27 protein-coding genes are annotated in these 22,702 nt (G+C 39.9%); 4 read left to right on the top strand and 23 right to left on the bottom strand.

What is annotated here, in order from left to right; genetic code table 11:
• Positions 1 to 41: 41 nt before the first annotated feature.
• A complete protein-coding gene (locus ACO03U_RS00960; protein WP_204684770.1) occupies positions 42 to 821 on the top strand; it encodes a C39 family peptidase in 780 nt (259 codons plus the stop codon).
• A gap of 145 nt (positions 822 to 966) precedes the next feature.
• Positions 967 to 2,079, top strand: coding sequence for an alanine dehydrogenase (ald, locus tag ACO03U_RS00955; protein WP_204684772.1), 1,113 nt, complete (start codon positions 967 to 969; stop codon positions 2,077 to 2,079).
• 101 nt (positions 2,080 to 2,180) lie between these two features.
• Here the strand turns inward: ald and ACO03U_RS00950 are convergent, their stop codons facing one another.
• The 13 genes from ACO03U_RS00950 to ACO03U_RS00890 form a co-directional block, all read right to left on the bottom strand.
• Positions 2,181 to 3,041 carry a VOC family protein gene (locus ACO03U_RS00950; protein WP_423104362.1) on the bottom strand — a complete coding sequence of 287 codons (861 nt, stop codon included), beginning with the start codon at positions 3,039 to 3,041 and terminating at the stop codon, positions 2,181 to 2,183.
• A 255-nt stretch (positions 3,042 to 3,296) separates the two neighbouring features.
• Complete coding sequence (locus ACO03U_RS00945; protein WP_204684775.1) at positions 3,297 to 3,671, bottom strand: HsmA family protein; 375 nt, start codon at positions 3,669 to 3,671, stop codon at positions 3,297 to 3,299.
• A 9-nt stretch (positions 3,672 to 3,680) separates the two neighbouring features.
• The gene (locus tag ACO03U_RS00940) at positions 3,681 to 4,091 is read right to left on the bottom strand and encodes a DUF2871 domain-containing protein (protein ID WP_204684776.1); all 411 of its coding nucleotides are present in this window, start codon (positions 4,089 to 4,091) and stop codon (positions 3,681 to 3,683) included.
• Between the two features lie 85 nt (positions 4,092 to 4,176).
• Positions 4,177 to 4,731, bottom strand: a complete 555-nt coding sequence (locus ACO03U_RS00935; protein ID WP_204684777.1) for a TetR/AcrR family transcriptional regulator — start codon at positions 4,729 to 4,731, stop codon at positions 4,177 to 4,179.
• A gap of 420 nt (positions 4,732 to 5,151) precedes the next feature.
• Positions 5,152 to 5,610: a GNAT family N-acetyltransferase gene (locus tag ACO03U_RS00930; RefSeq protein WP_423104360.1), complete on the bottom strand. Its 459-nt coding sequence runs from the start codon at positions 5,608 to 5,610 to the stop codon at positions 5,152 to 5,154.
• Positions 5,611 to 5,941: 331 nt separating this feature from the next.
• The gene (locus tag ACO03U_RS00925) at positions 5,942 to 6,178 is read right to left on the bottom strand and encodes a thioredoxin family protein (RefSeq protein ID WP_204684778.1); all 237 of its coding nucleotides are present in this window, start codon (positions 6,176 to 6,178) and stop codon (positions 5,942 to 5,944) included.
• A gap of 22 nt (positions 6,179 to 6,200) precedes the next feature.
• Positions 6,201 to 7,187: a permease gene (locus tag ACO03U_RS00920; RefSeq protein WP_204684779.1), complete on the bottom strand. Its 987-nt coding sequence runs from the start codon at positions 7,185 to 7,187 to the stop codon at positions 6,201 to 6,203.
• 23 nt (positions 7,188 to 7,210) lie between these two features.
• Positions 7,211 to 7,627, bottom strand: a complete 417-nt coding sequence (arsC, locus tag ACO03U_RS00915) for an arsenate reductase (thioredoxin) (protein ID WP_161869807.1) — start codon at positions 7,625 to 7,627, stop codon at positions 7,211 to 7,213.
• Positions 7,624 to 8,700 (bottom strand): ACR3 family arsenite efflux transporter, encoded by a 1,077-nt coding sequence (gene arsB, locus ACO03U_RS00910; protein WP_204684780.1) that lies wholly within the window; start codon positions 8,698 to 8,700, stop codon positions 7,624 to 7,626. The genes arsC and arsB overlap by 4 nt, the downstream gene beginning before the upstream one ends.
• A 21-nt stretch (positions 8,701 to 8,721) precedes the next feature.
• Complete coding sequence (locus ACO03U_RS00905; protein ID WP_204684782.1) at positions 8,722 to 9,015, bottom strand: ArsR/SmtB family transcription factor; 294 nt, start codon at positions 9,013 to 9,015, stop codon at positions 8,722 to 8,724.
• A gap of 389 nt (positions 9,016 to 9,404) precedes the next feature.
• Positions 9,405 to 10,607 (bottom strand): site-specific integrase, encoded by a 1,203-nt coding sequence (locus tag ACO03U_RS00900; RefSeq protein WP_137598500.1) that lies wholly within the window; start codon positions 10,605 to 10,607, stop codon positions 9,405 to 9,407.
• Between the two features lie 59 nt (positions 10,608 to 10,666).
• On the bottom strand, positions 10,667 to 10,870 hold the full coding sequence (locus ACO03U_RS00895; RefSeq protein WP_048720931.1) for a DUF3173 domain-containing protein: 204 nt from the start codon (positions 10,868 to 10,870) through the stop codon (positions 10,667 to 10,669).
• A gap of 141 nt (positions 10,871 to 11,011) precedes the next feature.
• Positions 11,012 to 12,244 (bottom strand): replication initiation factor domain-containing protein, encoded by a 1,233-nt coding sequence (locus ACO03U_RS00890; RefSeq protein ID WP_204684784.1) that lies wholly within the window; start codon positions 12,242 to 12,244, stop codon positions 11,012 to 11,014.
• Between the two features lie 161 nt (positions 12,245 to 12,405).
• Here ACO03U_RS00890 and ACO03U_RS00885 point away from each other — a divergent pair, with 161 nt between their 5' ends.
• Positions 12,406 to 13,218 carry a helix-turn-helix domain-containing protein gene (locus ACO03U_RS00885; protein ID WP_204684786.1) on the top strand — a complete coding sequence of 271 codons (813 nt, stop codon included), beginning with the start codon at positions 12,406 to 12,408 and terminating at the stop codon, positions 13,216 to 13,218.
• 228 nt (positions 13,219 to 13,446) lie between these two features.
• Here the strand turns inward: ACO03U_RS00885 and ACO03U_RS00880 are convergent, their stop codons facing one another.
• The 10 genes from ACO03U_RS00880 to ACO03U_RS00835 form a co-directional block, all read right to left on the bottom strand.
• Complete coding sequence (locus tag ACO03U_RS00880; RefSeq protein WP_204684788.1) at positions 13,447 to 15,003, bottom strand: hypothetical protein; 1,557 nt, start codon at positions 15,001 to 15,003, stop codon at positions 13,447 to 13,449.
• 97 nt (positions 15,004 to 15,100) lie between these two features.
• A complete protein-coding gene (locus tag ACO03U_RS00875; protein ID WP_204684790.1) occupies positions 15,101 to 16,117 on the bottom strand; it encodes a D-alanine--D-alanine ligase family protein in 1,017 nt (338 codons plus the stop codon).
• A gap of 57 nt (positions 16,118 to 16,174) precedes the next feature.
• Complete coding sequence (locus ACO03U_RS00870; RefSeq protein ID WP_204684792.1) at positions 16,175 to 16,495, bottom strand: hypothetical protein; 321 nt, start codon at positions 16,493 to 16,495, stop codon at positions 16,175 to 16,177.
• Between the two features lie 42 nt (positions 16,496 to 16,537).
• On the bottom strand, positions 16,538 to 16,855 hold the full coding sequence (locus ACO03U_RS00865) for a DUF3784 domain-containing protein (protein WP_204684794.1): 318 nt from the start codon (positions 16,853 to 16,855) through the stop codon (positions 16,538 to 16,540).
• 36 nt (positions 16,856 to 16,891) lie between these two features.
• The gene (locus ACO03U_RS00860) at positions 16,892 to 17,233 is read right to left on the bottom strand and encodes a hypothetical protein (RefSeq protein ID WP_204684796.1); all 342 of its coding nucleotides are present in this window, start codon (positions 17,231 to 17,233) and stop codon (positions 16,892 to 16,894) included.
• A 306-nt stretch (positions 17,234 to 17,539) separates the two neighbouring features.
• Positions 17,540 to 18,613, bottom strand: a complete 1,074-nt coding sequence (locus ACO03U_RS00855; RefSeq protein WP_161869810.1) for an ABC transporter substrate-binding protein — start codon at positions 18,611 to 18,613, stop codon at positions 17,540 to 17,542.
• Positions 18,610 to 19,455 (bottom strand): ABC transporter permease, encoded by an 846-nt coding sequence (locus ACO03U_RS00850; protein ID WP_204684797.1) that lies wholly within the window; start codon positions 19,453 to 19,455, stop codon positions 18,610 to 18,612. Before ACO03U_RS00850 ends, ACO03U_RS00855 begins: the two co-directional genes overlap by 4 nt.
• Positions 19,452 to 20,261, bottom strand: coding sequence for an ABC transporter permease (locus ACO03U_RS00845; RefSeq protein ID WP_161869812.1), 810 nt, complete (start codon positions 20,259 to 20,261; stop codon positions 19,452 to 19,454). The genes ACO03U_RS00850 and ACO03U_RS00845 overlap by 4 nt, the downstream gene beginning before the upstream one ends.
• Before the next feature lie 12 nt (positions 20,262 to 20,273).
• Positions 20,274 to 21,365, bottom strand: a complete 1,092-nt coding sequence (locus ACO03U_RS00840) for an ABC transporter ATP-binding protein (protein WP_204684798.1) — start codon at positions 21,363 to 21,365, stop codon at positions 20,274 to 20,276.
• Positions 21,366 to 21,440: 75 nt separating this feature from the next.
• Complete coding sequence (locus tag ACO03U_RS00835) at positions 21,441 to 21,725, bottom strand: hypothetical protein (RefSeq protein WP_204684799.1); 285 nt, start codon at positions 21,723 to 21,725, stop codon at positions 21,441 to 21,443.
• Here ACO03U_RS00835 and ACO03U_RS00830 point away from each other — a divergent pair.
• A complete protein-coding gene (locus ACO03U_RS00830) occupies positions 21,725 to 22,699 on the top strand; it encodes a YhdH/YhfP family quinone oxidoreductase (protein WP_204684800.1) in 975 nt (324 codons plus the stop codon). The two genes, ACO03U_RS00835 and ACO03U_RS00830, sit on opposite strands and share 1 nt — an antisense overlap.
• The last annotated feature ends 3 nt before the right edge of the window (positions 22,700 to 22,702 follow it).

Here is a 22,702-nt window from a genome sequence, read left to right as displayed (position 1 = left end):
AGGAAGACTAGTTTTTACCAGCCAACCTAAGGAGGTTCATCATGAAGCTGCGAGTTGCTAACCACCCCGTTTTTAAGAAAAGACGCCTACTCCCTCGTCAAAAAAATCGGATACGCCGACCAGGGCTAGTGGTGTTGGGTATCTTTATGATTTTTTGTGGCATGGGGTTATTGGGAGTCCAAGCCTTTAGCTACAGCACCCATTGCGACTCGACGATGGCCTATGTCGAGCCCGAAAGCACCGGACCTACTTATTACGATAGTGCGACAACCTATGCCCAACAAACCAATGATATGTTGGCAACCGAAAACATCAAAACGCCGCTGCTCCTCCAAACAGACGAAAACTGGAGCTATCAAGATTATGGAACTGATGGGGGGCGCACGATCTACGAAAACGGCTGTGCTATCACCTCTTTAGCTATGATCCGTTCTTATCACGAAAAAACCACGGTCACTCCTCCTGAAATTTTGGATTGGTGTCATCAAGAGTACTATGTCGCCGGTTCTGGTACAGATTGGTCCATCTTCCCCGCCTTTGCCAAAGAGTATGGCTACCAATTTCATGACTTGCAAGATGATTTCCAACAAGCCCAAACCTATTTGAAAAATCAGATTCCAGTGGTGGTTTCTGTCACTGAAGGCGAGTTTACCTCTCGTGGTCACATCATGGTATTAGCCGCAATGCAAGACGGCTTGATCAAAGTCTTAGATCCTGCCGATGATGATGAAAAAAATCACAGCTACAACTGGTACACGCCAGAAGAACTCCAATCACAGATTATTCATTATTGGACATTTACTAAAACAACCGCCCTCTAGCCGAGACCTACTAGCCATCGACACCATCGATGGCTTTTTTTGTTGAGGATAGCTAAATTGAGCACCGAAAAAAGAAAATCCGTAGTCACGCTTGCGATTTGCTATAATGAAACTACCATCAATCACAAGTAAAAGAAGTGGTAACATGAAAATCGGAATCGCAAAAGAAATTAAAAACAACGAGAATCGGGTCGCTTTACCCCCATCTGGTGTCGTAGAACTGGTAGCTTTGGGCCATGAAGTTTTAGTAGAAACCAAAGCCGGGATTGGTTCGGCTATTAGCGATGCCCAGTATCAAGAAGCTGGTGCTAAAATCGTCGCTACACCAGCCGAAATCTGGGCCTGCGAATTGGTCTTAAAAGTCAAAGAACCCGTCAAAGAAGAGTATCGCTATTTCCGCGAAGGACTGACGCTCTTCACCTATCTGCATATGGCGGCCAACCGTGAGCTTGCCGAGGCTCTCCTAGCTGCCAAGGTCAACGCCATCGCTTATGAAAATGTCCAAACCGACGATGGTTCCCTGCCCCTCTTAGCACCTATGAGCGAGATTGCCGGCCGCATGGCACCGCAACTAGGCGCACAATTTTTGGAACGGCAAAGAGGCGGAAAAGGCGTCCTCCTTTCAGGTGTTCCTGGAGTCAAACAAGGCAAAGTAGTCATCATCGGCGGGGGGATTTCTGGAACCAACGCTGCCAAGATTGCCAATGGTTTAGGAGCCCAAGTCACCATCATTGACATCAACCTCAACCGTCTGAAAGAATTGGATAACCAGTTTAATGGTCAAATCCAAACCCTCGCCTCCAACCAAACCAATATTCGAGAAGCTCTGAGAACTGCCGATTTAGTTATTGGTGCGGTATTGTTACCTGGACACAAAGCCCCGCAGCTGGTTACTCGAGAAATGGTTGCCGGCATGTCTGAAGGATCGGTAATTGTCGATATCGCCATCGATCAGGGAGGGATTTTTGCAACTGGTGATCAGGTAACCACCCATGATGATCCCACCTATGTCAAAGAAGGGGTCATCCATTATGCGGTGGCTAACATGCCCGGTGCAGTACCCCAGACTTCGACTTACGCCTTGAGTAATGCCACACTACCTTACATGAAACGTTTGGCAGCAAAACCATTGGCCGAAGTCTTGTCAGAAAATAAAGCCCTCTATCGTGGCGTCAATACTTACCAAGGCCACTTGACTCTGGCCGCTGTAGCAGAGGATTTGGGCCTTCCTTCAAAAAATCTAAATGAATTGATTTAGCTAGATAACCTTAAGAAAGTCGTCTAGCTAACAACAAGCTACCAAATAAAAAATGAGGACAAGCCGCTAAAAACGAAGCGGTCTGTCCCCATTTTTTATAATTACTCAACAGTTATCAACAGCTTAATACCGTTGGGATCCGTCATCCAGAGCTGCTCTCCCTGCCGTTCAAAATGCACCTCAGTCGCTTCCAAATGAGCCACCAATTCTTCAAATGCAGGGTGATTTGGCAATAAAAAGCTGTAATAATCCAATCCTAAGTCAGCGTCACTCATGGCAGGCACGTGACTTCCTAGCCAATTATTTGCTCCCAAGTGATGATGATACGCCCCGGCAGCAAAGAATTTCGCCTGACTACCAAAATTGCTAGTCAAGGTCAATCCCAGTTTTTCGGTATAAAACAGGTCACTGGCTTGCAGATCTGCAACTTTCAAATGGACATGACCAACTGTCGTTCCTAAGCCAAAGCCACTCCATTGAGCTGCTCTTGCCGCCAAGACCCCTTCCGTATCCATCGCCTCCGTGACGCCAATAATTGACCCGTCTGCTCGAATATCCCATTGAGCTCTAGGTTTATCCCGATAGACTTCAATGCCATTTCCCTCAGGATCCGTCAAATACAACGCTTCGCTATAGCCGTGGTCGCTAGCCCCAGTCAAAGGAGCAGAGACGCTTAAATAATGAAACAGTGCATTGCCTAGTTCTTGCCGACTAGGGACTAAAAAGGCCACATGATAAAGTCCAGTTTTGCGAGTTAACGGTAACGGATTGGCAATTTTCCTCAACTGCAATAAGACATCCTCGCCAACCCCCAAACGGCTTTCTTGCTCATTTTGAGTCAATACTTGAAGACCGATCACTTCTTGGTAAAAGCGGGTCATTTTTTCCAAATTAGCTACTTTTAACGCGACATAGCCAATTTTAGTTTCTTTAGCGATTTTAAATTTACTTGCTGTCAGCATCGTCAACACAGCCTCTTTTCATCTTTATTTAGGAACAGCTTAACATCTTACTTTTTGTAAGTTAAGTTTTTTGCTCAGATAACAAAAAATTAGTGCCTAAAGATGAAAAAAGTAATTTAGCGACTGTTGACTCAACTTGCGGGTATCCACCAGCGTTTCAACAGACATCCTACACCAAATCAGTGGGCCGTCGCCAGCTCCTCAAAACTTCGCCATCACATACAATATCACCGCTGAAGAATTTTAAAAGTTCCCTCACATCATGCCGGTAAACATCCCCATTACAAAAGGAATCAGCCAAATTACCCATACCCAAAGACTAAACTTATGAAATTTCACCTGGGCTTGTTGATCTTTTTTCAATAAGATAACCGTCGCCCAAACCGCATGGAAGGCCATTAAAAGAATGGCGATCAGCCCAGTAACTCCGTGAAGAGTCAAAGAAAAGTGCCCGCCGGAAATCCTACTCATCAGACTTGTGCCAAGAGAATCACAAAGGAAGCCTAACCAAAAGATTACCGCATGCCACCAAAGCAAACGCCCTTGTTTTCGCTCGGCAAAGACACCAATTGTATAAAAAGACAGAGCCATCACCATGGCCACGATTGCACCGATTAATAAACTTGACATTGTTGGTCCTCAACTTTCTTGAAGATAGTTTTTTCGAATCGCCAATAAAAAATACACCAAGGAAACTGCTAGTAACAGATGCGACAAACCTGCAATTCCTGACAAAGAGGCATCCAAGGCTTTTGATAGACTGATTGCTTTCACCTGGACAATCCCCCGTAACCCCATCGTTATGATCATCATTGGCAGGGCTACTTGGTAGAGTGTAAAGAAGGCATGAAGATGCTTAGGCTGAGTGTTTTTAAACACAAACGCCACAAGCAAACAGACCCCCGTTCCTAACAGCAGCAAATGCGGATGCAACACCCCTAGTGTGGTTTGTCCTGAAAAATGATTTGCCTTCGTAAACTCACGATAAAAAACTCCCGCACCTAAGGCTAAAATCAAGTAAACCAAGGCGCTATTCATTGCTTTTTTCATCTGATTCCCTACTTTCTAGATTTTTTGATCCCTCTTAGTTTTTCTCAAAAAACAATATGAACACGGTTCACTTTTGTGTAAAAAATTAATACAAGCTGTTTTCTACAAATTTTAATAAACTCTCTGGGGATTTTCCTTCGATGATCACCGTCAAAAACAGCGCAAAGATGTAATCCACAGCTTCTTCTTGGGAAAGTTCTGCAGTAAAAACGCCCTGTCTAACAGTAGTATCCGCCCTCAGTCCTTGATAGAGCTTTTCCTTGAGACGTTCCCGATACTTGGCCATCGCTTGTTGTCCCTGCTGTTTCTCATCAAAAGAAAAAGCCAACGCATGCTCTGAAAAGAAATGCGGATAGCGTTTTTTGCCTTCTGCAACACTTGCTAACAGCTCCCGCAAGTAGTCTGTAAAGCGGGGATAGGTTTGCTCTACATCAGCCAAGTGAAAAATTTCAACCCAAATACTTCCGATAGTTTCAATTAATAATTGATTTTTGGAAGAAAAATAATTATAAACGGCACCTGTAGAAATCCCTGCTTGTTTGGCTAATGATCGGATACTTACCCCCTGTATTCCCTGCACCCTCACCAATTCTTTACATTCTGCTATCAGCTGTTCTTTAGAGCTCACCGCATTATTCATTTGACACCTCCTTATGGACAACATGAACACTGTTCACGACGATAGAATAGCTAAGTTATTTTGTTTTGTCAAGAAGTTGCGCTGCTATAATAAATTTGGTTTGTTATTGTCTAGCTATTCATACAAGATCCTTTTGTACCCTCAAACTCGTGACCATTACTGCTATTTTGTTAAACAAGATATAAAGAGAAGAGGCCTTTGGATATATATAAGACCCAAGTCATCGTACCATTTGACTATTGCTACATATTTAACTACCCTGCAGCGAATAGACAGATGTATACCGCCAGATCTATCCCTATTTCAGTTTTTTAATAGCCTGGTAAAAAGAAATCTTCAGATACTATAGTTCTTAATATTTGCTCTCGCTTTTAAAAGATGAGATTTAGACAATGGTTCGCTACTCTATCCTAGTATAGTTCATGACAGTTCCCGTTCCATTTCAATAAAGGGATACTGTCCACCATTCGTTGTTTGAAGAAAACGCCGGGTTTCCTTAAATCCTACTTTTGCGTACAATTTTTGTGCCCGCACATTAAACTCGGCCACAGCTAAACGAATCTTCGGGGCCGTGTAGTGATTACGAATATAAACGAAAATCTGGTTCCAAAAAATCTCACCAAAACCTTGCCCTGTCAAATCTGGACGTAAGCCTAATCCGATATCCAAAACATCTGAAGTCCCATCAACTACGAAGTAACCAATTAAATGGTGATCTTTGGTTACTTGAAAATAGCAATCCTTACGAGCAAGAGGGTCTATGATTTCTTGGTAGTCTTCTGGATCGGCTTGCAAATCATAAAAAGCGTATTGATCAGGGTAATGCCAAGTATCCGCAATGATACGAGCATTCTCATTACTTAACTGCTTAATATCCATTTTTATCTCCTCATTTCTCTACCGTTTATTTTATCAGTAATAAAAAACTTTTCACAGTATACTCTATCTTCATAGTTTCTTCCAAAAGTCTTGTACATTTAGGACACTTTTCAATGGATAGTTGTCCCAGTTTCCTGTTCTTTGTTAGCCCCCTGTTAGAACCGGGGCTTTATTCCTACAGTCCGGCTGCACCTTCCTGCAATAGACAAAACGCCAGATTGGGTAATTCGCTTGTGGCGAAACCCAATCTGGCGTTGATCTTTACAGTATTATTTTGTACTTCTTTCGAATAGCTCGCAACGTCTAGTGATTTTTATATAAATGACCTCTTTCAAACTTCTTGCAATAACTTCTTAATTTCCTTTGGTTTTGCAACTCGGCCACTAACAACTAATTTATCATCAATAATCAGTCCTGGTGTCTTCATCACACCAGTTTTCACAATTTCAGCCATCTCTTCAACTTTTGTAATTGTTGGTGTCATCCCTAACTCTGATACTGCTGTTTCCACATTTTCTTTTAACTTTTGACAGTTTTTACAACCTGGACCTACAATTTTAATTTCCATAATCATCTAATCCCCTTATTTTTTATAAAGCTACACTATTGAAAGTAAAGCCAATCAATAGAATACCTACAATACAAATTGTAATAAAGATTCCTAACAGTTTAGGTTTAACCACTCTGCTTAACATGATTAGTGATGGCAAAGACAAGGTTGTGACAGACATCATGAAAGTCATCAACGTTCCCACAGGTACTCCTTTTGCGAATAGCGCTTCTGCTATCGGGAGAACACCAAAAATATCTGCATAAATAGGTGCCCCAATTAAGGTCGCGATTAGCAGGCCAAACGGATTATTATTGCCTAGTATGCTTTGAATAAAACTGGTTGGAATCCAATTATGAATGAGCGCACCAATCCCAACCCCAATTAATACATAAAGCCAGACTTTACTGGCAACCTCTTTCACTTGCCCCCAACCATAAGCCATTCTTTTCTTAACGGTATAGGTTTCAACTTGGCTAAGACCTTCCTCCATTTCGCGAATATAATCTTGAATTTCATTCTCTAGGTGTAGTTTATCAATGAGTGTACCTCCAATGACAGCTAGTAGTAATCCTAAAAGAACATAGGCTATCGCAAACTTCCAGCCGAAGAATGACATTAACATGATAATTGACGCAATATCAACCATCGGTGAGGAAATAAGGAAGGAGAAGGTCACTCCTAACGGTAATCCAGCAGTTGTGAACCCAATAAAGATGGGAATGCTAGAACAACTACAAAAAGGCGTAACGGTTCCCAAAAGTGCTCCCAGTAAATTGCCCTTCCAACCTTTTAAGCCACCCAACAATACCTTGGTTCTTTCAGGTGGAAAAAAAGTCTGAACGTACCCCATAACAAAAATTAAGATCGTTAATAAAATAAAAATCTTAATTGTATCAAATAGAAAAAACTGAAGACTTGCCCCTATCTTGCTGTCTAGCGAAAGTCCAAAACGCTCAATTAATTTCCCCATCAAATCATTTAGCCAAACCATTTTTAGTAGCTGGTCGCTAATCCAAGTCCACATACCTTACCCCACCCTTTTTTGAATTACACATTTAACTGCTGCGATAATTCAATCATTCTCTTTTCGATTTCATCTCTTGTATTTCGGAAGGCACTGCTAATTTCTGCCTCAGACCCTTTCGCTTTAGCGGGGTCTACTAAATCCCAATGAAGGTGAGTGCTTTTCTTTGAAATCGTGGGGCACTTATCCGCTGCGTCACCGCAAAGAGTTACAATCATGTCGGACTGATTAAAGTAGTCCAAATCAATCAAGTCAGATGTTTGATTCGAAATATCGATTCCAGATTCTTCCATTACGGCCACTGCTCTAGGATTTAGGCCGTGCGTTTCGACGCCAGCACTTCGAATCTCCCAAGAATCATCTAAGTATTTTTTAGCAAAGCCTTCCGCTATTTGGCTTCGACAGGAATTACCTGTACATAAGAAATAGATTTTTTTCATTCATTTTCTCCTTTTGTTGGAAACCAATCTTTCGTTCCATTGATCAATTTGACTAATAACAACATAACAGGCACTTCTGTCAGAACGCCTACTGTTGTCACAAGTACAACTGGCGAATTGACACCGAAAAGCGTAATTGCTACGGCAACCGACAACTCGAAAAAGTCTGAAGCACCAATCAAAGCTGCTGGCGCTGCCACATTATGAGGCTGTTTTGTCCATTTACAAGTAAAATAAGCAAAGTTTGCGGTAATAATATTTTGTAAGACTAACGGTACGGCAATCATGAGAACGTGAAATGGGTTGTTTAAAATAATATCCCCCTGATACGTAAAAATGATTACCAATGTTAATAACAAGCCAATCGTTGTGATGGAGTCAAACTTTGGTAAGAAGCGATTGTTAAAGTAATCAATGCCCTTCCGTTTTATCATGAAGTATCTCGTCAATGCCCCGCCAACTAAGGGTACTAGCACAAAAAGTAATACCGAGGCGAAGAGAATATTCCATGGCACAAACACATTATTTACTCCCAAAAGGAAGGAAACAATTGGTACAAATAGGACAATGATTAATAAATCGTTAATTGATACTTGAACCAAGGTATGCGCTGGATCCCCTTTGGTAAGATTTGACCAAACAAAAACCATAGCGGTACATGGCGCTGCCCCTAACAAAACGGCTCCAGCCACATAGTCTTTTGCTAAGTCTGCTGGGATAAAATTGCTAAAAACAACATAAAAGAAGAAGGAAGCTAAGCCAAACATCAAGAACGGCTTAATTAGCCAACTTGTAATGCTAGAAATCATAATTCCCTGATATGTTTTTCGAACATTCAGTATTGATTTAAAATCGATTTTCATCATCATTGGGAAAATCATAACCCAAGTTAAAACAGCAATTGGAATATTGGTATTTAACACTTGATAGCTTTCTAATCGGTCTGCGACACTGGGTAAAAACTTCCCGATTAGCATACCTGCTGCCATACATAACAATACCCAAACCGTTAGATACTTCTCGAAAAAATTGATTGCAGGTTTTTCAGTTACTTCCGTAGATCCATTGTTCATTCATAAGACTCCTATCGCTTACTAGCTAATTGATTTTTCTTTGATAAGAAGTTCCTTCAAAATTACTAGGAAATCCTCAACAAAATCTTCCTGTAAAGCGTAATGATGCCATTGACTCTTTTTCGTTACTTTGACAATGCCTGCCTTCTCTAAAAGCTTCATGTGGTGTGATAAGGTCGGTTGAGTAAAGTCAAAATGCTCCAACACTTCACATGCACAAAGAGAGTCAGCTGTAGAAAGTAAGTCAACAATTTTCAACCTTTTTGGATCAGCCAAGGCTTTCATGATGGTAGCAATCTGTTCATATTTTTCCATGGAGGACCTCCTATTTAACTGTATATAGATAATTATCTATATACAATATAGATGAACGTCTATATACAGTCAAGCGTTTCTGTCTTTTTATTTTCAACATCGTCTGGTAAAAATCTCTATCGCAAAGTTTTTCTAGCAAAGTATCTCTGGTAGAAAAACGTGGTAGAAAAAATAAAATAACACAAAAAAAGCGGCTTTTCAGCCGCTTTTGGTAGAAGATTGGAAAACTCAGATAGAAAAAGAAGGATTTTTAGCTCTTTAGAAGGTTGATAAATCCCCATTCTTACTGAGTTTTGCCATTATCTCCTATACATCTTCAACAGGAGCAACTCAACTGAAAATACTGGTGCAAAAGCTTTTGTCTATCTTCTGGTAGAATCGTGGAAAACTCAGACTGGCAATAAATCGTCATTTTTCGAAAGAATAGCGCCCTCTTGAACATAATCAATCGCGTTAACTACTTGTTGATCTGACTTTGCATATAAGTGACCGTAAGTTCCTAAAGTAATTTGAATATTCGCATGGCCCAATCGTTCTTGAATAGATAGTGGTTGAATATTCTGTTCAATTAGAAATGCAACATGAGAATGTCGTAGCGCGTGAAGCTTAATAGGTTTGACGCCCGCTTTTTTAGCAGCCTCTTTTAACCAGTTTGCGAAAGAATAAGGTGGCGTAAAGGTTCCGTCCAACTGAGCAACATATTCAAAATTTCCAATACGTTTTTGCAAGTCATACCACTGTCTGAGCTTTAAGGAAAGCTTCTTCCCCATCCCAATCGTTCGATAAGCACATTTAGTTTTTGGAGTCGAGAAGTACCAATCATTTTTTGTATTATAAATTAGTGTCTTCTCAATCGTTATCGTGTTTTTCTCGAAATCTACATTTGACCAAGACAAAGCTTCAAGTTCTCCAATCCGAATGCCAGTATAAAAGAGCATTTCATACACAATCTTCCGATGATGGGTTTGAATCTTATCGTCCTTCAATTCATTCATCACTTTTAGAAACTCACTGTGTTCCCAAAACTCAACTTTCTTATTCTCAGAGGGAAGCGAAGAAACATCTTCAACGGGATTTTTAGCAATCACCCCCTCTTTAACAGCCCGATCCAATACAATCTTTAAGTGTCCCCGAATCCGATTGATATAAGACTTTGATAACGTTTCGCCATTGACTTTTTTCCGTGAATTACGTGACTCTGTCTGGCTTAGTTCAAATAGCCAATCCTCAATATCGTGACTTGTAATATCTCGAACACGAAAATGATAGAAAAACTGCATTCGCTTTTCGAATATAAATTGCGCATTCTCATATGTTTGACTTTTCACCTGTCTCTCATACCATTTTACAAACCTATCCTTGTAAAACTCTTCGAAAGTCATTTGATTGGTAGAACACAACTGATTAGGAACTGTCTTGTTAAAATCATGCGTTTCCATGTACTTGTCATAAGCAATTTTGGCATCTTTTTGTGAAGCATAGCCTCGTTTAGTCTTCTGAACCTTTCTTCCATTTTCATCTATACCTAGATATGCTCGAAAGAACCATTTTTTTGTTTTTTTGTCTTGATAAATATTTTTAATTTTTGGCATCGTACCATTCCTCTCTATACTCGAGAAAAGCTACTTTAATTGTACCGCGCTTGTACTGTTTATTCCGCAACTTGAACGTGGAAAAGATGTTCAATCACTCGAGATGGCACCACACCAACTTGGCGATTGTTATAAAAATCTATACCTTCAACCCTTGCAAGATACGTTTTGCTCTCTTTAATCATTCGTGCAGCTTGACTAGGTTTAAAGCCCATCTCTATCAAAATTGCACGATTTACCATGAAATCACATTTTGTTTCCATTCTCTCACCCCCTGATACTTTACTCCTTTTAAATTAATCCTCTTTATAATCAATTGTTTCTCATTCAATGGTTGTGTTATACTCGTCTTGTCGAGGCGGAGTACGTTGCACAACTTGTTGTGTAAGCAGTACTTTGCTTTTTTAGTAGCTTGTTTTCTCATTTGATATACTTTGTAGTTTTCGTTCATAATATTCAACCTCCTCCTGATAATACTCCGGGTCTGCCTTCATATTTTGGAGAAGTTTAATTTGTCTTGGATTCATTTCCCCTTGTTCAATAATCAAAGATAACAAGGAAGAATGAAACGTTTGGTCCACCTGTGCAATAAAAGCTAGCGATGGCGAAACGCTGTGAATTAACCAATTCATGCTTTTCTCAAAACTTTGAGGAATGGTCTCTAAAGAGATGGTGATTGCGCTGTGATTGCCAATAAAGGCTGCCCATTTTTTATCAACTTTTGCACCTGGATCATTTGGATCACGGTCATAAAAACAAATTGCGCCATTAAGTAACTCAAAGAACAGTTTGGCTAAATCATGGGTTCTTGAAATAATCTTTGCCAAGCTTTGAGCTTTCTCTTTTCGATACCGTAGTTCAAAGCGATTTTTCACTTCTGCCTCTTCTAAAGGAATTCCTCGTCTTTTGCGTTGTTCATAATCCTTCTGATAAAAACAAAAGCGACACTGACTCTTCTTTGAGCCTAAATACAAGGTCTCGCCATTTGATTCATTGTTTGTGATATCCGTCCCACCATGGAATTCACTCACTTGAAACGTGGTCCACACATGGCCTAGTGTTACCTTACGCTTAAGTTCTGGAATGCTAAGACTCCCCACAAAATCATCTAAAGTAAAATCAATCCGTGTAAAATTTCCCTGATAAGCTAATACCTTACGGAAGAACTCTTGCCAGTTGGATTTTGCGGTCTTCAAACGCATGGCAAGATGTTTACAGCCTTGACCTGAAAACTCCATTACGGTTCCTTTTAACGTATCGTCAATGGAATACCGAATCGTGATTACTTGATTCCACACATATTGCCCAATATAGCCCTTTGGTGCATAATCCAGTTCCTCAAAGCGTTCAATGGGCATGCCAATGATTGCCTCAATCAGTTTTAAATGTTGATTCGAGAAAAAGTGAATGGTTAGATAATCAATCAGAACACGATTAACCGGAACAAGCTCTTCTTGCAAACTATCCAATACAAGATTCAATTTTTCTGCACTTAATTGTCTCGTTCCTTTTTCTACTTTCGATAATAACGATCTCGAAATCCCCACTTTTTCTGCTAAATATCGCTGGGTCCACCCCCTTTCTTCTCGAGAAACTCGAATCGATTCCCCGAGATCATGTTGATTAACTTGATTCATAGAAAAACCTCCTTCTGCTATTTACTTGTCAAAGAACCATTGGACTTATTTTAAGTACACATCAATTGTACGCTTGTATTTATTTTAAGTCAATATGTTTTGACTTTTTTTAAGTACGCACGTATACTAAATTTAAGAATTCATCCTGAGGAGGAGTTTTCATGGAGATAGACAAGCAAGCAGTCGGCAATCGAATTCGGCAGATTCGCCAAGAGTTAAAGTTGAGTATGGAGAAATTTGGCAAACTAATTGGTGATCTACCACGAAGCACTGTCAATAATTGGGAACGCGGGATTAATCTTCCAAAAACCGAGACCCTTCACCAAATTGCAGAGGTGGGTCATGTCACCAACGAATATCTTTTGTATGGTGATCAAGAGAATCAATACATTTTAGAAATGCTTCAAAAGAAGGCAGGTAAGCTTGATCCTAAGATTGAAGGACTGATAGTAGACGAAATGAAACAAGCAGGTCTTGTTAGTGAAAAAGAAATGGATCGAATGCTTGAATTTTTTATTACAAACCTCATTCCACCAACTAAACAAGATCAGTTTACTTTCCAATGTATCGATGAGAAAAAGCAGCTTTACCTTGGTTCCACCAATTTTGGTAAAGAAGCGCAGCTCTATTTACACCATGATAATCAAAACCATATTCTGCACATGATGCCCTTTACCTTCTCCAACTTTAGTGTGGATCGCTTACTCGTCTATTTAGCAACTCAAGAATCCTATTCCTATTTTGGAAAACATTTGCCAAAGAAACTAGTTGAAAAAGCCATTCTTCTATACTCAATCAATCAACCAACCGGCGATGTGCGAATTGCTCCGTTGGTCTATTCAAAAGAAACCGCTTCTTATCAGTACACAGCGGACAATCAATACCTACTAGAACAGCAATATCTCTATCTACCATTCGTGATGGAAGTCGAGAAAGAACGTCTGTTAAACGCAGCGTATCCATCATCAAAATAAAGTGACAAGCTCTATAAGCATGTGACAAAGAAAACACTGCTAGGACACTCCCCAATGGGTAGTTGTCACAGTTTCCTGTTCTTTGTTAGCCCCCTGTTAGAACCGGGGGCTTTATTCATGCAGTCCGGCTGCGCCTCCTTGCAATAGACAAAACCCCAGATCGGGTAATTCGCTTGTGGCGAAACCCGACCTGGAGTTTGTCTTTCTATAAAATTATTCCCGTTAAAACTATTCATCTAGTTTAATATTACCTTGTTTTTTTGACGGATTCTCTCTGGAGATTATTTCATATTCTATTTCTAGTTTTTCTAAATTACTACTAAATAGTAAAGCTGTTGGAAAACTTATACTTGTATATTGTTTCAATTCTTTAAAAGAATACTTTTGAACTATATCACCCTCCTCTTCATATTCTTCATAGCAACTTAACCATTCTTGCATATCAAAATACGTTTCTATCATTGATTCATAGCTTTTTTTATAGCGGTACCCAGATAGGATCGGACTTGAAAAATTTGAATTCAAAGCTCTTGTTGGATAGTCAAATGAATTAATTTCTACAGAATTTACATCTCCAAAAAAGTTTTCTACAAAATCATTTTCATTAATCATTTCAATAATATTTTCCCCCGGCGGATTTGTTTCTTTAAATGGTATATAACCGTTTTTAGGAAACTTCAAAAGTACTGTTATATCCGTTTCAAAAATAGTTCCTTGATTAGATAGACTGAGCCTAACTAAACCAATATCTCTGAAGTGGTTAGCATACTCTAACCACTCTAAGTATTCTGTAATACTTAAAAAAACCTTTTTTACCAGACTTTGCTTATTTTTTGCATCCTGTGATCCAGTAAACTCACGTACCACCCCACCTCCACCTAAGACATTCATATATCCTGGCTTATGTTGAATACATAAATCTCCAACTTCAAAAAAGTTGTCACTTAAAACTATTGATTTTTTTTCAGCAAAGCTTCTTATAACTTCAATGTATTCTTCTGGATACTCATAAGGCGCAGTTTCAAAAATATTAATTCGTACTTCTCCTAAGCTAGTTATTACCTTCTTTTCTTCATGAGTAGAAAGTTCTATTTCATTAACTTGCTGTAAAAGCTCTTTAATAACAGATAATCTGGACGTCAAAAACTCATCTATTCTTAAAGAAATATTTTCAAATACCAGTGAATCTATTATTTTTTTATTTTTAACCCCAGATACCACTATATTGGATTTTTGATTTTTCTGATCGATTAAGCTTCTTTTAGAGGATTCGTTCATTTGTATAAAATATAAATTCAAATCAGTTGTAATAACAGATTTAAACTCCTCTAAATCATTATAAGTCTTGTAGTAAGCAATCTGCATTTCCTGGATTTTTTTCTTGAATTCCCTAACACTCGATAACTGCTCAGCATCGACAGCGTTTATCTCTACAGGTGCATTAGAAAAATACAAAAATACTTGTTTACCTTTTTCAATTGCCTCTAGCATCTCTTCAGCCGTTCCAGACTCGTATCTTTCTGTAGGAGTTCCCATTCTCCCCCAAAATATACAGATAATCATATCTGCATCATCAATAAATTGCTTATTTAATAGATTTTGAGCAGGTTCTCCAGATTGAGCAAATGAGTCTGTTGACCAATGTTTTAAATTTAAGTTTATCGATAAATTATTTCCCACTGTTCTATTAAAATCATCAATCACTTTCTTTATAACTTCTTTTTCCTTCTCGACATCTGTCGGACATGACAAAACTATGTCATACGTGGTTGTACTACGCGCCATTTTTACCTCCTATTTATATACTCAATAGCTCGTGATTTTATAGTTTCTCACCAATATATGTTATAACATTACTAAAATAGTCAAAATAAGAGAAATCCTAGTCATCTATTTGATACTTACATAGTGACAATTCTATTATTTTTTCGCATAATTCCTCATAACTTAAACCTAGAGCTTTCGCTTCTTGAGGTAATAGGCTCTGCGGAGTCATGCCTGGCAAGGAATTAATTTCAATAATATATATTTCATTATCTTCTGTAACAATAAAATCTGTTCTTGAATAAACTTCTAAACCTAATATATTATGCAATTCAACTGCCATTCTCTGTAAGGTACTAGTCAATTCTGAACTTATTAGTGCAGGTACAATCTCCTCAGTCATATCCTTTTGATATTTATTATGATAATCATAAAAACCATTTATAGGCCGAATCTCTATAGCTGGTAAACCCTTGTTGCCTAATACTCCGACAGAAAATTCTCTTCCCTCAATTTTGTCCTCAACCATTATCTTACTTGATTTTGTGTAGTCCTTTGTTTCCTCAATAGCTTGTACTAATTTATCCTTAGTATCAACTAAAACTACACCAATACTTGAACCGTTATCCAAAGGTTTCACAACAGCAGGAAGATTTATCGAAAACAAGTCACTTTTCTCTGAAACTATTGTCCAATTCGCTGTCGGTAAACCATTAATTCGCATAATCTCCTTTGAAAGCTGTTTATCCATTGCTAATAAGCTAGCCTGATAACCTGATCCCGTATACTGAATTCCGTATATATCAAACAGTGCAGCTAATTGACCGTTCTCACCAATTCCACCATGTAAGCCCAGAAAAACAATATCTGACGTCAAACAAATTTCTAACACATTTTCTCCGATTTCATTTCCTTCTTGTTTCACAAAGTTTGAGGAAATAGTTGCATCGTAGTGGCTAGTATAATAGTTAATATAAGCCTCATCGAAATTATTAACGTCAGATACCCCCTGTGATAAGTCAATTAATAAAACTTTATGTCCATTTGCGATTAAAGCATTTGCAATCATGCTACCAGATGACATTGATACATCATGTTCATCACTTTTTCCACCAGCTAACACTACTATTTTCATTCCCAATCACTTCCATTTCAATAATTTAACTTGTCACCATGTCTTTATCACTACAAGTTAGTTTGATAAATAATCAGATAATATTTTGCTCTCCACTGTTGTAGGCAAACGACCGCCTTGTATCAGCTCTTGCCATTCATCCTTAGTCATTCCAACTTTTTCAGCCATCTCTTTTGCTAATAAATTTTCTTGTTTTACTTTAGATTCGACATCTGTCATCAAAATGATTGCTTCTATCTCCTCATCACTTAACGAAGCTGCCTCAGATTGCTCATAGTTGATTAATTCTTTTAATGTGTTCTTACTCAGCATCATTCCTAATCCTCGTGCAAGTTGCTTTACTTGCCGAAGAATAAAATCCTTATCCTCTACTGCCATCATCTGTCCTCCCTCTAAATAAGTAATTAACCCTCAAACTAATTAGTAGCCATCTCTAATCCATTTTTTCAAGCTAGAAACAAGAATAATACTACTTAGAATTAGTGAGATGCCCATTACAATCCACAATAGTACTTGATTATCACTAAACAACAGCCACCAAGCAACAAAGAGACAAATGAATGCTGCAAAATACATCATTATCCCTGTTTTTCTCCCTATTCTAGCTGCGTCTTCTTTAGCTATATCACCGAATGTATTGCCCGCAATTAATCTTAGCCATTTACCACGGCGAAACTGTATTCCTATTAGGGTAAATAGAATCATCAAAACTAACAAAAAGATGCTCGCAATAAACAATCTTCTTACCTCCATATTGAATAAATTTGATAAATATTAGTCTGGCTTTCTAAAATAGTTACCTGCCAAATAAATAATGAATAGTAAAATCCCGAGAATTCCAAATCTTTGCAGTAATACATTCTCATGGAAAAGTAAAAGAATAAACAACGTGGGTTGAATATATTTGAATATGAACGTTGAAATTTTTTCTCCCGTGCGTTTCTCAACCTTCTCATCTGGTAAAACTTTTGAAAATAAAAGTCTCGTGAGATCAGTAAAGACAAATCCGTTATTCAGTTTGGTAACATACGCAATAACACAACAAACAAATGTGAAAGCAATCAAAATGTTCAAGAGGCTTTGATTTACCGAAAATGGAAGCAATTGATTGATCATTTTTTTCACTCCTTATTTTCCTACCAAGTGACTTATCTTCAAAATTTTTTTGTAATTCTTGTCTTCATTCTACTCCTTTTAAATTTTTTTAAAACCGCTTTATTTACCATGCTGAAATATCCCCTACCTCATAGTCTTCTCAGCCACTTTTCTCTGGTAGAAAAACGTGGTAGAAAAAATAAAATAACACAAAAAAAGCGGCTTTTTAGCCGCTTTTGGTAGAAGATTGGAAAACTCAGGTAGAAAAAAGACGTTTTTTCGCTCTTTAGAACGTTGATAAATCCCCATTCTTACTGAGTTTTGCCATTATCTCCTGTACATCTTCAGCTCCAAGAAGAGATCATTGTAAATGCCTAAATACTCAGGTCCCAAATCTTCGTAGACCTCCATGTTTTCCAACATATCATCTGTCGGATAAAACTGGGTGTCGCCGGAGATTTCTTTTGGTAAAAGAGCTTCGGCTTTTTGGTTTGGTGTGGAATAGCCGATGTATTCCGCGTTTTGAGCGGCATTTTCGGGATCCAGCATGAAATTGATAAAGGCATAAGCCCCTTCGACATTTTTGGCAGTTTTGGGGATGACAATATTATCAAACCAAAGATTGGAGCCTTCTTTAGGAATGACGTAGTGTAAATGTTCATTTTCATACATCATATCGGCAGCTTCGCCGGAAAAAGTGATGGCCAAAGAGCTTTCTTCATTGGCCATGTACATCTTGATTTCATCAGCGACAATGGCTTTGATATTTGGCGTCAAGCCTTTCAGATACTCGAAAGCTTCCTGCAGCTGAGCATCATCTTTGGAGTTCAAGGAGTGCCCAAAGCTTTGCAAGCCAATCCCCATGACCTCCCGAGCACCATCGATGACCATTAAAGTGCCCCGGTATTTTTTATCCCAGAGATCATTCCAAGATGTGATGGCCCCTTCGTCGATGAATTTGTCATTATAGACAATTCCAAGGGTGCCCCAAAAATAAGGAATCGAGTAGTGATTGCCAGGATCAAAACTTAAATCCAAGAAATCATCATGGATATTTTCTAAGCCTTTGATCTTGCTGTGGTCCAGTTTCATCAAGAGATTTTCTTTCATCATCTTTTGAATCATGTATTCAGAAGGGATGGTGATATCGTAAGCCGTCCCCCCTTGTTGGATTTTGGTAAACATGGCTTCATTGGAATCAAACGTTTCATAATTGACTTTGTAGCCTGTTTCTTTTTCAAACTTGGTAATGAGCTCGGGATCGATATAGTCGCCCCAATTATAAATATTGACGACTTGGGCACCAGCCATTCCTGTGGCGTGTTCCAGCTGTTTGACACCTAAAAATAAGATGACAATGATGGCCACGATGCCGATTACTAATGATTGTAGTCGTTTCATCGGATTTCTGGCACCTCCATTCCCTTGCGGCGTAGACGTCCCGGTTTCTTAACCCGGTTTTCTTTACTGATGAAGTAGTAGCCAATCACCAGAATCATGGAGAACAAGAAGACCAAAGTAGACAAGGCATTAATTTCCAGGCTAATCCCTTGTCGGGCCCGAGAGTAGATTTCCACAGAAAGGGTGCTAAAGCCATTGCCCGTGACGAAGAAGGTCACAGCGAAATCATCTAAGGAATAAGTAAATGCCATGAAGTACCCTGCGATAATCCCTGGTGTCAAAAAAGGTAAGATGATGTGTTGCAAGACTTGCAGGTTGCTGGCACCTAAATCGCGGGCAGCGTCTACCATCGAATCATTCATTTCCTGTAATTTTGGCAAAACCATCAACACGACGATGGGAATCGAAAAGGCGATATGGCTTAGCAAAACACTGACAAAGCCTAATGAAAAGCCTTTAAACACATTGCCAATCATGGTGAAGAAAATCAAAAAGCTCGCACCGATAATCACGTCTGGTGATACCATCAAAATATTATTAGCAGACAACAAGGCCGTCCGGGTCCGCCGTTTTTTTGTATAATAAATCCCCATCGCTCCAAATGTACCGATGACCGTCGCCAATAAGGCAGACAAAAAGGCTAACATAAACGTATTTAACACGATAATAATCAAGCGCGTATCTGCAAATACTGCCTGGTAATGTTGTAAGGAAAAGCCACTAAAATGGTTCATGGTCTCCCCGGCATTGAAGGAATAAAAGATTAAATAAAAGATGGGTAAATACAACAAGATAAAGACTAGCGCCAAATAGAGATTGGACCAGCGAAATTTCTTTTTCATGCTCGGCGACCTCCTTTACGTTTTTCCCCCGTGAGGAGCATCACGATAAACATGGCGATGATCAAAATCACGCCAATCGTCGAACCCATTCCCCAGTTTTGTGTCACCAAGAAATGCTGTTCGATCGCGGTTCCCAAGGTAATCACTCGGTTTCCTCCGATCAAACGAGTCAACATGAATAGTGACAATGAAGGAATAAAGACGGCCTGCACACCACTTTTCACCCCGTTTAAAGAAAGGGGGAAAATCACCCGCCGGAAAGTCTCAAAGCTATTGGCCCCCAGATCCCGACTGGCAAACACTAAGGAAGGATTCAATTCTTCCAACGCGTTGAAAATCGGCATAATCATAAAGGGTAGCTCGATATAGGTTGCTACCACGAGGAAACTAAAGTCGGTAAAGAGAATCTGCTTTGGTGCGATGCCAAAGAGGCTCAAAAAGTTATTGATCCCCCCGTGAACGCCAAAAATCCCAATGAAGGCATAAGCTTTCAAAAGTAAGTTGACCCAAGTTGGCAAAATAATCAACAACAGCCAAAGGTCTTTGTGTTTCAGTTTGGTCAAAAAATAAGCCGTGGGATAGCTAATCACTAAAGTTAAGATCGTGATAAAAAAGGCGTAAACCACTGAGTTTAAGGTCATGGTCAAATACTTGCCACTGGCGAGATAGGTTTGATAGTTGCTGAAGGTGAAATTGCCATTCATATCAAAGAAAGACTGATAGACGATCAATAACACCGGCGCAATCACAAATAACACCAGCCAGAAAAAATAAGGAACGGAATACCAGCGACGCATTTTGGTCATCTTCGCCACCCCCTACTCTTCATAGCTTTCCAAACGAGCATCGAAGTCTTCTTCTGACTCGTTGAAACGCATCACATGGATGTCTTCCGGCTCAAAGGAAAGCCCCACTTTGCTGCCTTCTTGGGCTTTACGGGTAGAATGCACCATCCATTCGTTGCCGTCTGCGTCATAGCAGATAATCTCGTAGTGAACCCCACGGAAAAGCTGCGTATCGACTTTTACCACCAGCTTCCCTCGGTCGACTGTGGTAATGGACAAGTCTTCTGGACGAAGCACGACTTCCACTGATTCATTGGGACGCATCCCCCCATCGACACATTCAAAGCGCTTGCCGACAAATTCCACCAAGTTATCTTCAATCATGGTTCCTTTGACGATATTGGATTCTCCCACGAAGTCCGCTACAAAATGATTGATCGGTTCATCGTAAATATCCACTGGTGTCCCACTTTGAATAATCTTGCCTTTGTTCATGACAAAGATGATATCACTCATCGCCAAGGCTTCTTCCTGATCATGAGTGACGAAGATAAACGTAATACCTAAACGTTGTTGCAGCTCCCGGAGTTCGTATTGCATATCCGTTCGTAATTTCAAGTCCAGTGCTGACAAAGGTTCGTCTAATAACAAGACTTTCGGTTCATTGATAATGGCCCGGGCAATCGCCACACGTTGCCGTTGTCCCCCAGACATTTCTGAAATTTCACGTTTTTCGTAGCCTTTTAATTGGACGAGACGCAAAGCCTCCATCACTTTCTTTTCGATTTCCGCTTTCGGCAGCTTTTTGATTTTCAAGCCAAATGCCACGTTATCGAAAACATTCATATGCGGGAATAACGCATAATCCTGGAACACCGTGTTTACTAGGCGTTTATTGGCAGGGATGTCATTGATTCGTTTTTGATCAAAATAGACGTCCCCCTCGGTTGCTTCGGAAAATCCGGCGATAATTCGCAAAATGGTGGTCTTGCCACACCCGGATGGTCCTAATAATGTGTAAAATTTTCCTTCCTCGATATCAAAACTGATATCTTTCAGCACCGCATCGTCAGTATCTTCATAGCGCTTGGTCACGTGCTCGAATGAAATGATCGGTTTTGCCACTGTCGTCCTCCCCTTTATCAATGATCTGATGGTCTTCTCTAGTCCCTGTGAGGCACCTGACGATCAGTCATTCGTTTACTTGCATCTGCCGCCTATTTGACGGATTTCAGATACGTTTAAAATTTTTTTCGTACCTTCATAAGCATACTGATTTTGTGCAAAAAAACAAGTAAAATTTAAAGGCCCTGACGAACCGGCCATTATAGTAGTATTTTGCTGTTTGCGACTGCTACTATCCTTGTTTAAGATTCTTTTTTCACAAAAACGTATCCTGTCCTGGGTATCTGGTTTTATGGTATCATTGTTTTGCAGTAAAGCGGCAAATCTTGCTTGCTGCAAAAGGATTTGGAGGTTATCCAATGAAAAATCATTCATTACAAGTAAACACTGCGCCAACTTTTCATGTAGACGTAGTGACCACCCCCGCACCAGTGGCTACAGATGATGAAGTCATCGTCAAAGTAGACTGGTCGGCGGTAAATTATAAAGACGCTTTAGCTCAAACCGAAAAAGGTGGCGTGATTCGCAATTATCCTATGACTCCTGGCATTGACTTGGCAGGGACCGTCAGTCAGAGCCAAGACGCTAACTTTCCCACGGGTACTGAAGTCTTAGTGACTGGTTATGGTCTTGGTGTCAGTCATCCCGGAGGTTACAGCCAGTGGCAGCGGATCCCAGCGGCATGGTTAGTCAAACGGCCTACCACTCTTTCTGCTAAAGAAGCCATGATTTTCGGAACGGCAGGGTTTACTGCTGCTTTGGCAGTCCACCAGATTTTGGCCCAGACCACACCTGCGGATCCGATTCTGATCACCGGTGCTTCTGGCGGGGTGGGTAGTCTTGCTTTGGCTATGTTAGCCGCAAAAGGTTACCATCAATTGATTGCTGTCAGTCGCAAAGAATCTGCTCGTCAATGGTTGTTGGATTTAGGCGCCAGTCAAGTAATCCCTCCCAGTGACTTGATCAGTGAACGGCCCCGGCCCCTTGCCAAACAAACCTACGCCGGCGTGATTGATACAGTAGGGGGCGAATTAGTGTCCCAGATTTTACCTTACGTCGCTTATGGCGGCATCGTAGCCCTCTGTGGCAACGCTGGCGGAATCAAGCTCAATACCACGGTCTTGCCTTTTATTTTACGAGGCATCACTTTAGCGGGAATTGATTCGGTCAATACACCGATGCCCCTCCGGCAAGAAATCTGGCAAGAGCTAGCAGCCAACAAACAAATTTTAGAAAAAATAACGATTGACGAAATTTCCCTTGAGGAAGTCCCTACCATCGCTGCAAACTTGTTGGCGGGTACTCATAGTGGGCGCACAATCGTAAAAATGTAGGTG

The organism is Enterococcus diestrammenae (genome assembly GCF_049384045.1).
GTDB classification, from domain to species: domain Bacteria; phylum Bacillota; class Bacilli; order Lactobacillales; family Enterococcaceae; genus Enterococcus_C; species Enterococcus_C diestrammenae.
The sequence above is the reverse complement of the archived record's forward strand: the minus strand, read 5'-3'. Positions and strand labels throughout refer to the sequence as shown.

Bases quoted from the DNA above. Each gene is read 5' to 3' on its own strand.
- ald (WP_204684772.1), top strand. From the start codon at position 967: ATGAAAATCGGAATCGCAAAAGAAATTAAAAACAACGAGAATCGGGTC.
- ACO03U_RS00880 (WP_204684788.1), bottom strand. From the start codon at position 15,003: ATGGCGCGTAGTACAACCACGTATGACATAGTTTTGTCATGTCCGACA.
- ACO03U_RS00950 (WP_423104362.1), bottom strand. From the start codon at position 3,041: ATGCTGACAGCAAGTAAATTTAAAATCGCTAAAGAAACTAAAATTGGC.
- ACO03U_RS00875 (WP_204684790.1), bottom strand. From the start codon at position 16,117: ATGAAAATAGTAGTGTTAGCTGGTGGAAAAAGTGATGAACATGATGTA.
- ACO03U_RS00900 (WP_137598500.1), bottom strand. From the start codon at position 10,607: ATGCCAAAAATTAAAAATATTTATCAAGACAAAAAAACAAAAAAATGG.
- ACO03U_RS00960 (WP_204684770.1), top strand. From the start codon at position 42: ATGAAGCTGCGAGTTGCTAACCACCCCGTTTTTAAGAAAAGACGCCTA.
- ACO03U_RS00940 (WP_204684776.1), bottom strand. From the start codon at position 4,091: ATGAAAAAAGCAATGAATAGCGCCTTGGTTTACTTGATTTTAGCCTTA.
- ACO03U_RS00850 (WP_204684797.1), bottom strand. From the start codon at position 19,455: ATGAAAAAGAAATTTCGCTGGTCCAATCTCTATTTGGCGCTAGTCTTT.
- ACO03U_RS00895 (WP_048720931.1), bottom strand. From the start codon at position 10,870: ATGGAAACAAAATGTGATTTCATGGTAAATCGTGCAATTTTGATAGAG.
- ACO03U_RS00930 (WP_423104360.1), bottom strand. From the start codon at position 5,610: ATGGATATTAAGCAGTTAAGTAATGAGAATGCTCGTATCATTGCGGAT.
- ACO03U_RS00885 (WP_204684786.1), top strand. From the start codon at position 12,406: ATGGAGATAGACAAGCAAGCAGTCGGCAATCGAATTCGGCAGATTCGC.
- ACO03U_RS00860 (WP_204684796.1), bottom strand. From the start codon at position 17,233: ATGATCAATCAATTGCTTCCATTTTCGGTAAATCAAAGCCTCTTGAAC.
- ACO03U_RS00920 (WP_204684779.1), bottom strand. From the start codon at position 7,187: ATGTGGACTTGGATTAGCGACCAGCTACTAAAAATGGTTTGGCTAAAT.
- arsC (WP_161869807.1), bottom strand. From the start codon at position 7,627: ATGAAAAAAATCTATTTCTTATGTACAGGTAATTCCTGTCGAAGCCAA.
- ACO03U_RS00845 (WP_161869812.1), bottom strand. From the start codon at position 20,261: ATGACCAAAATGCGTCGCTGGTATTCCGTTCCTTATTTTTTCTGGCTG.
- ACO03U_RS00830 (WP_204684800.1), top strand. From the start codon at position 21,725: ATGAAAAATCATTCATTACAAGTAAACACTGCGCCAACTTTTCATGTA.
- ACO03U_RS00925 (WP_204684778.1), bottom strand. From the start codon at position 6,178: ATGGAAATTAAAATTGTAGGTCCAGGTTGTAAAAACTGTCAAAAGTTA.
- ACO03U_RS00870 (WP_204684792.1), bottom strand. From the start codon at position 16,495: ATGGCAGTAGAGGATAAGGATTTTATTCTTCGGCAAGTAAAGCAACTT.
- ACO03U_RS00905 (WP_204684782.1), bottom strand. From the start codon at position 9,015: ATGGAAAAATATGAACAGATTGCTACCATCATGAAAGCCTTGGCTGAT.
- ACO03U_RS00890 (WP_204684784.1), bottom strand. From the start codon at position 12,244: ATGAATCAAGTTAATCAACATGATCTCGGGGAATCGATTCGAGTTTCT.
- arsB (WP_204684780.1), bottom strand. From the start codon at position 8,700: ATGAACAATGGATCTACGGAAGTAACTGAAAAACCTGCAATCAATTTT.
- ACO03U_RS00945 (WP_204684775.1), bottom strand. From the start codon at position 3,671: ATGTCAAGTTTATTAATCGGTGCAATCGTGGCCATGGTGATGGCTCTG.
- ACO03U_RS00855 (WP_161869810.1), bottom strand. From the start codon at position 18,613: ATGAAACGACTACAATCATTAGTAATCGGCATCGTGGCCATCATTGTC.
- ACO03U_RS00935 (WP_204684777.1), bottom strand. From the start codon at position 4,731: ATGAATAATGCGGTGAGCTCTAAAGAACAGCTGATAGCAGAATGTAAA.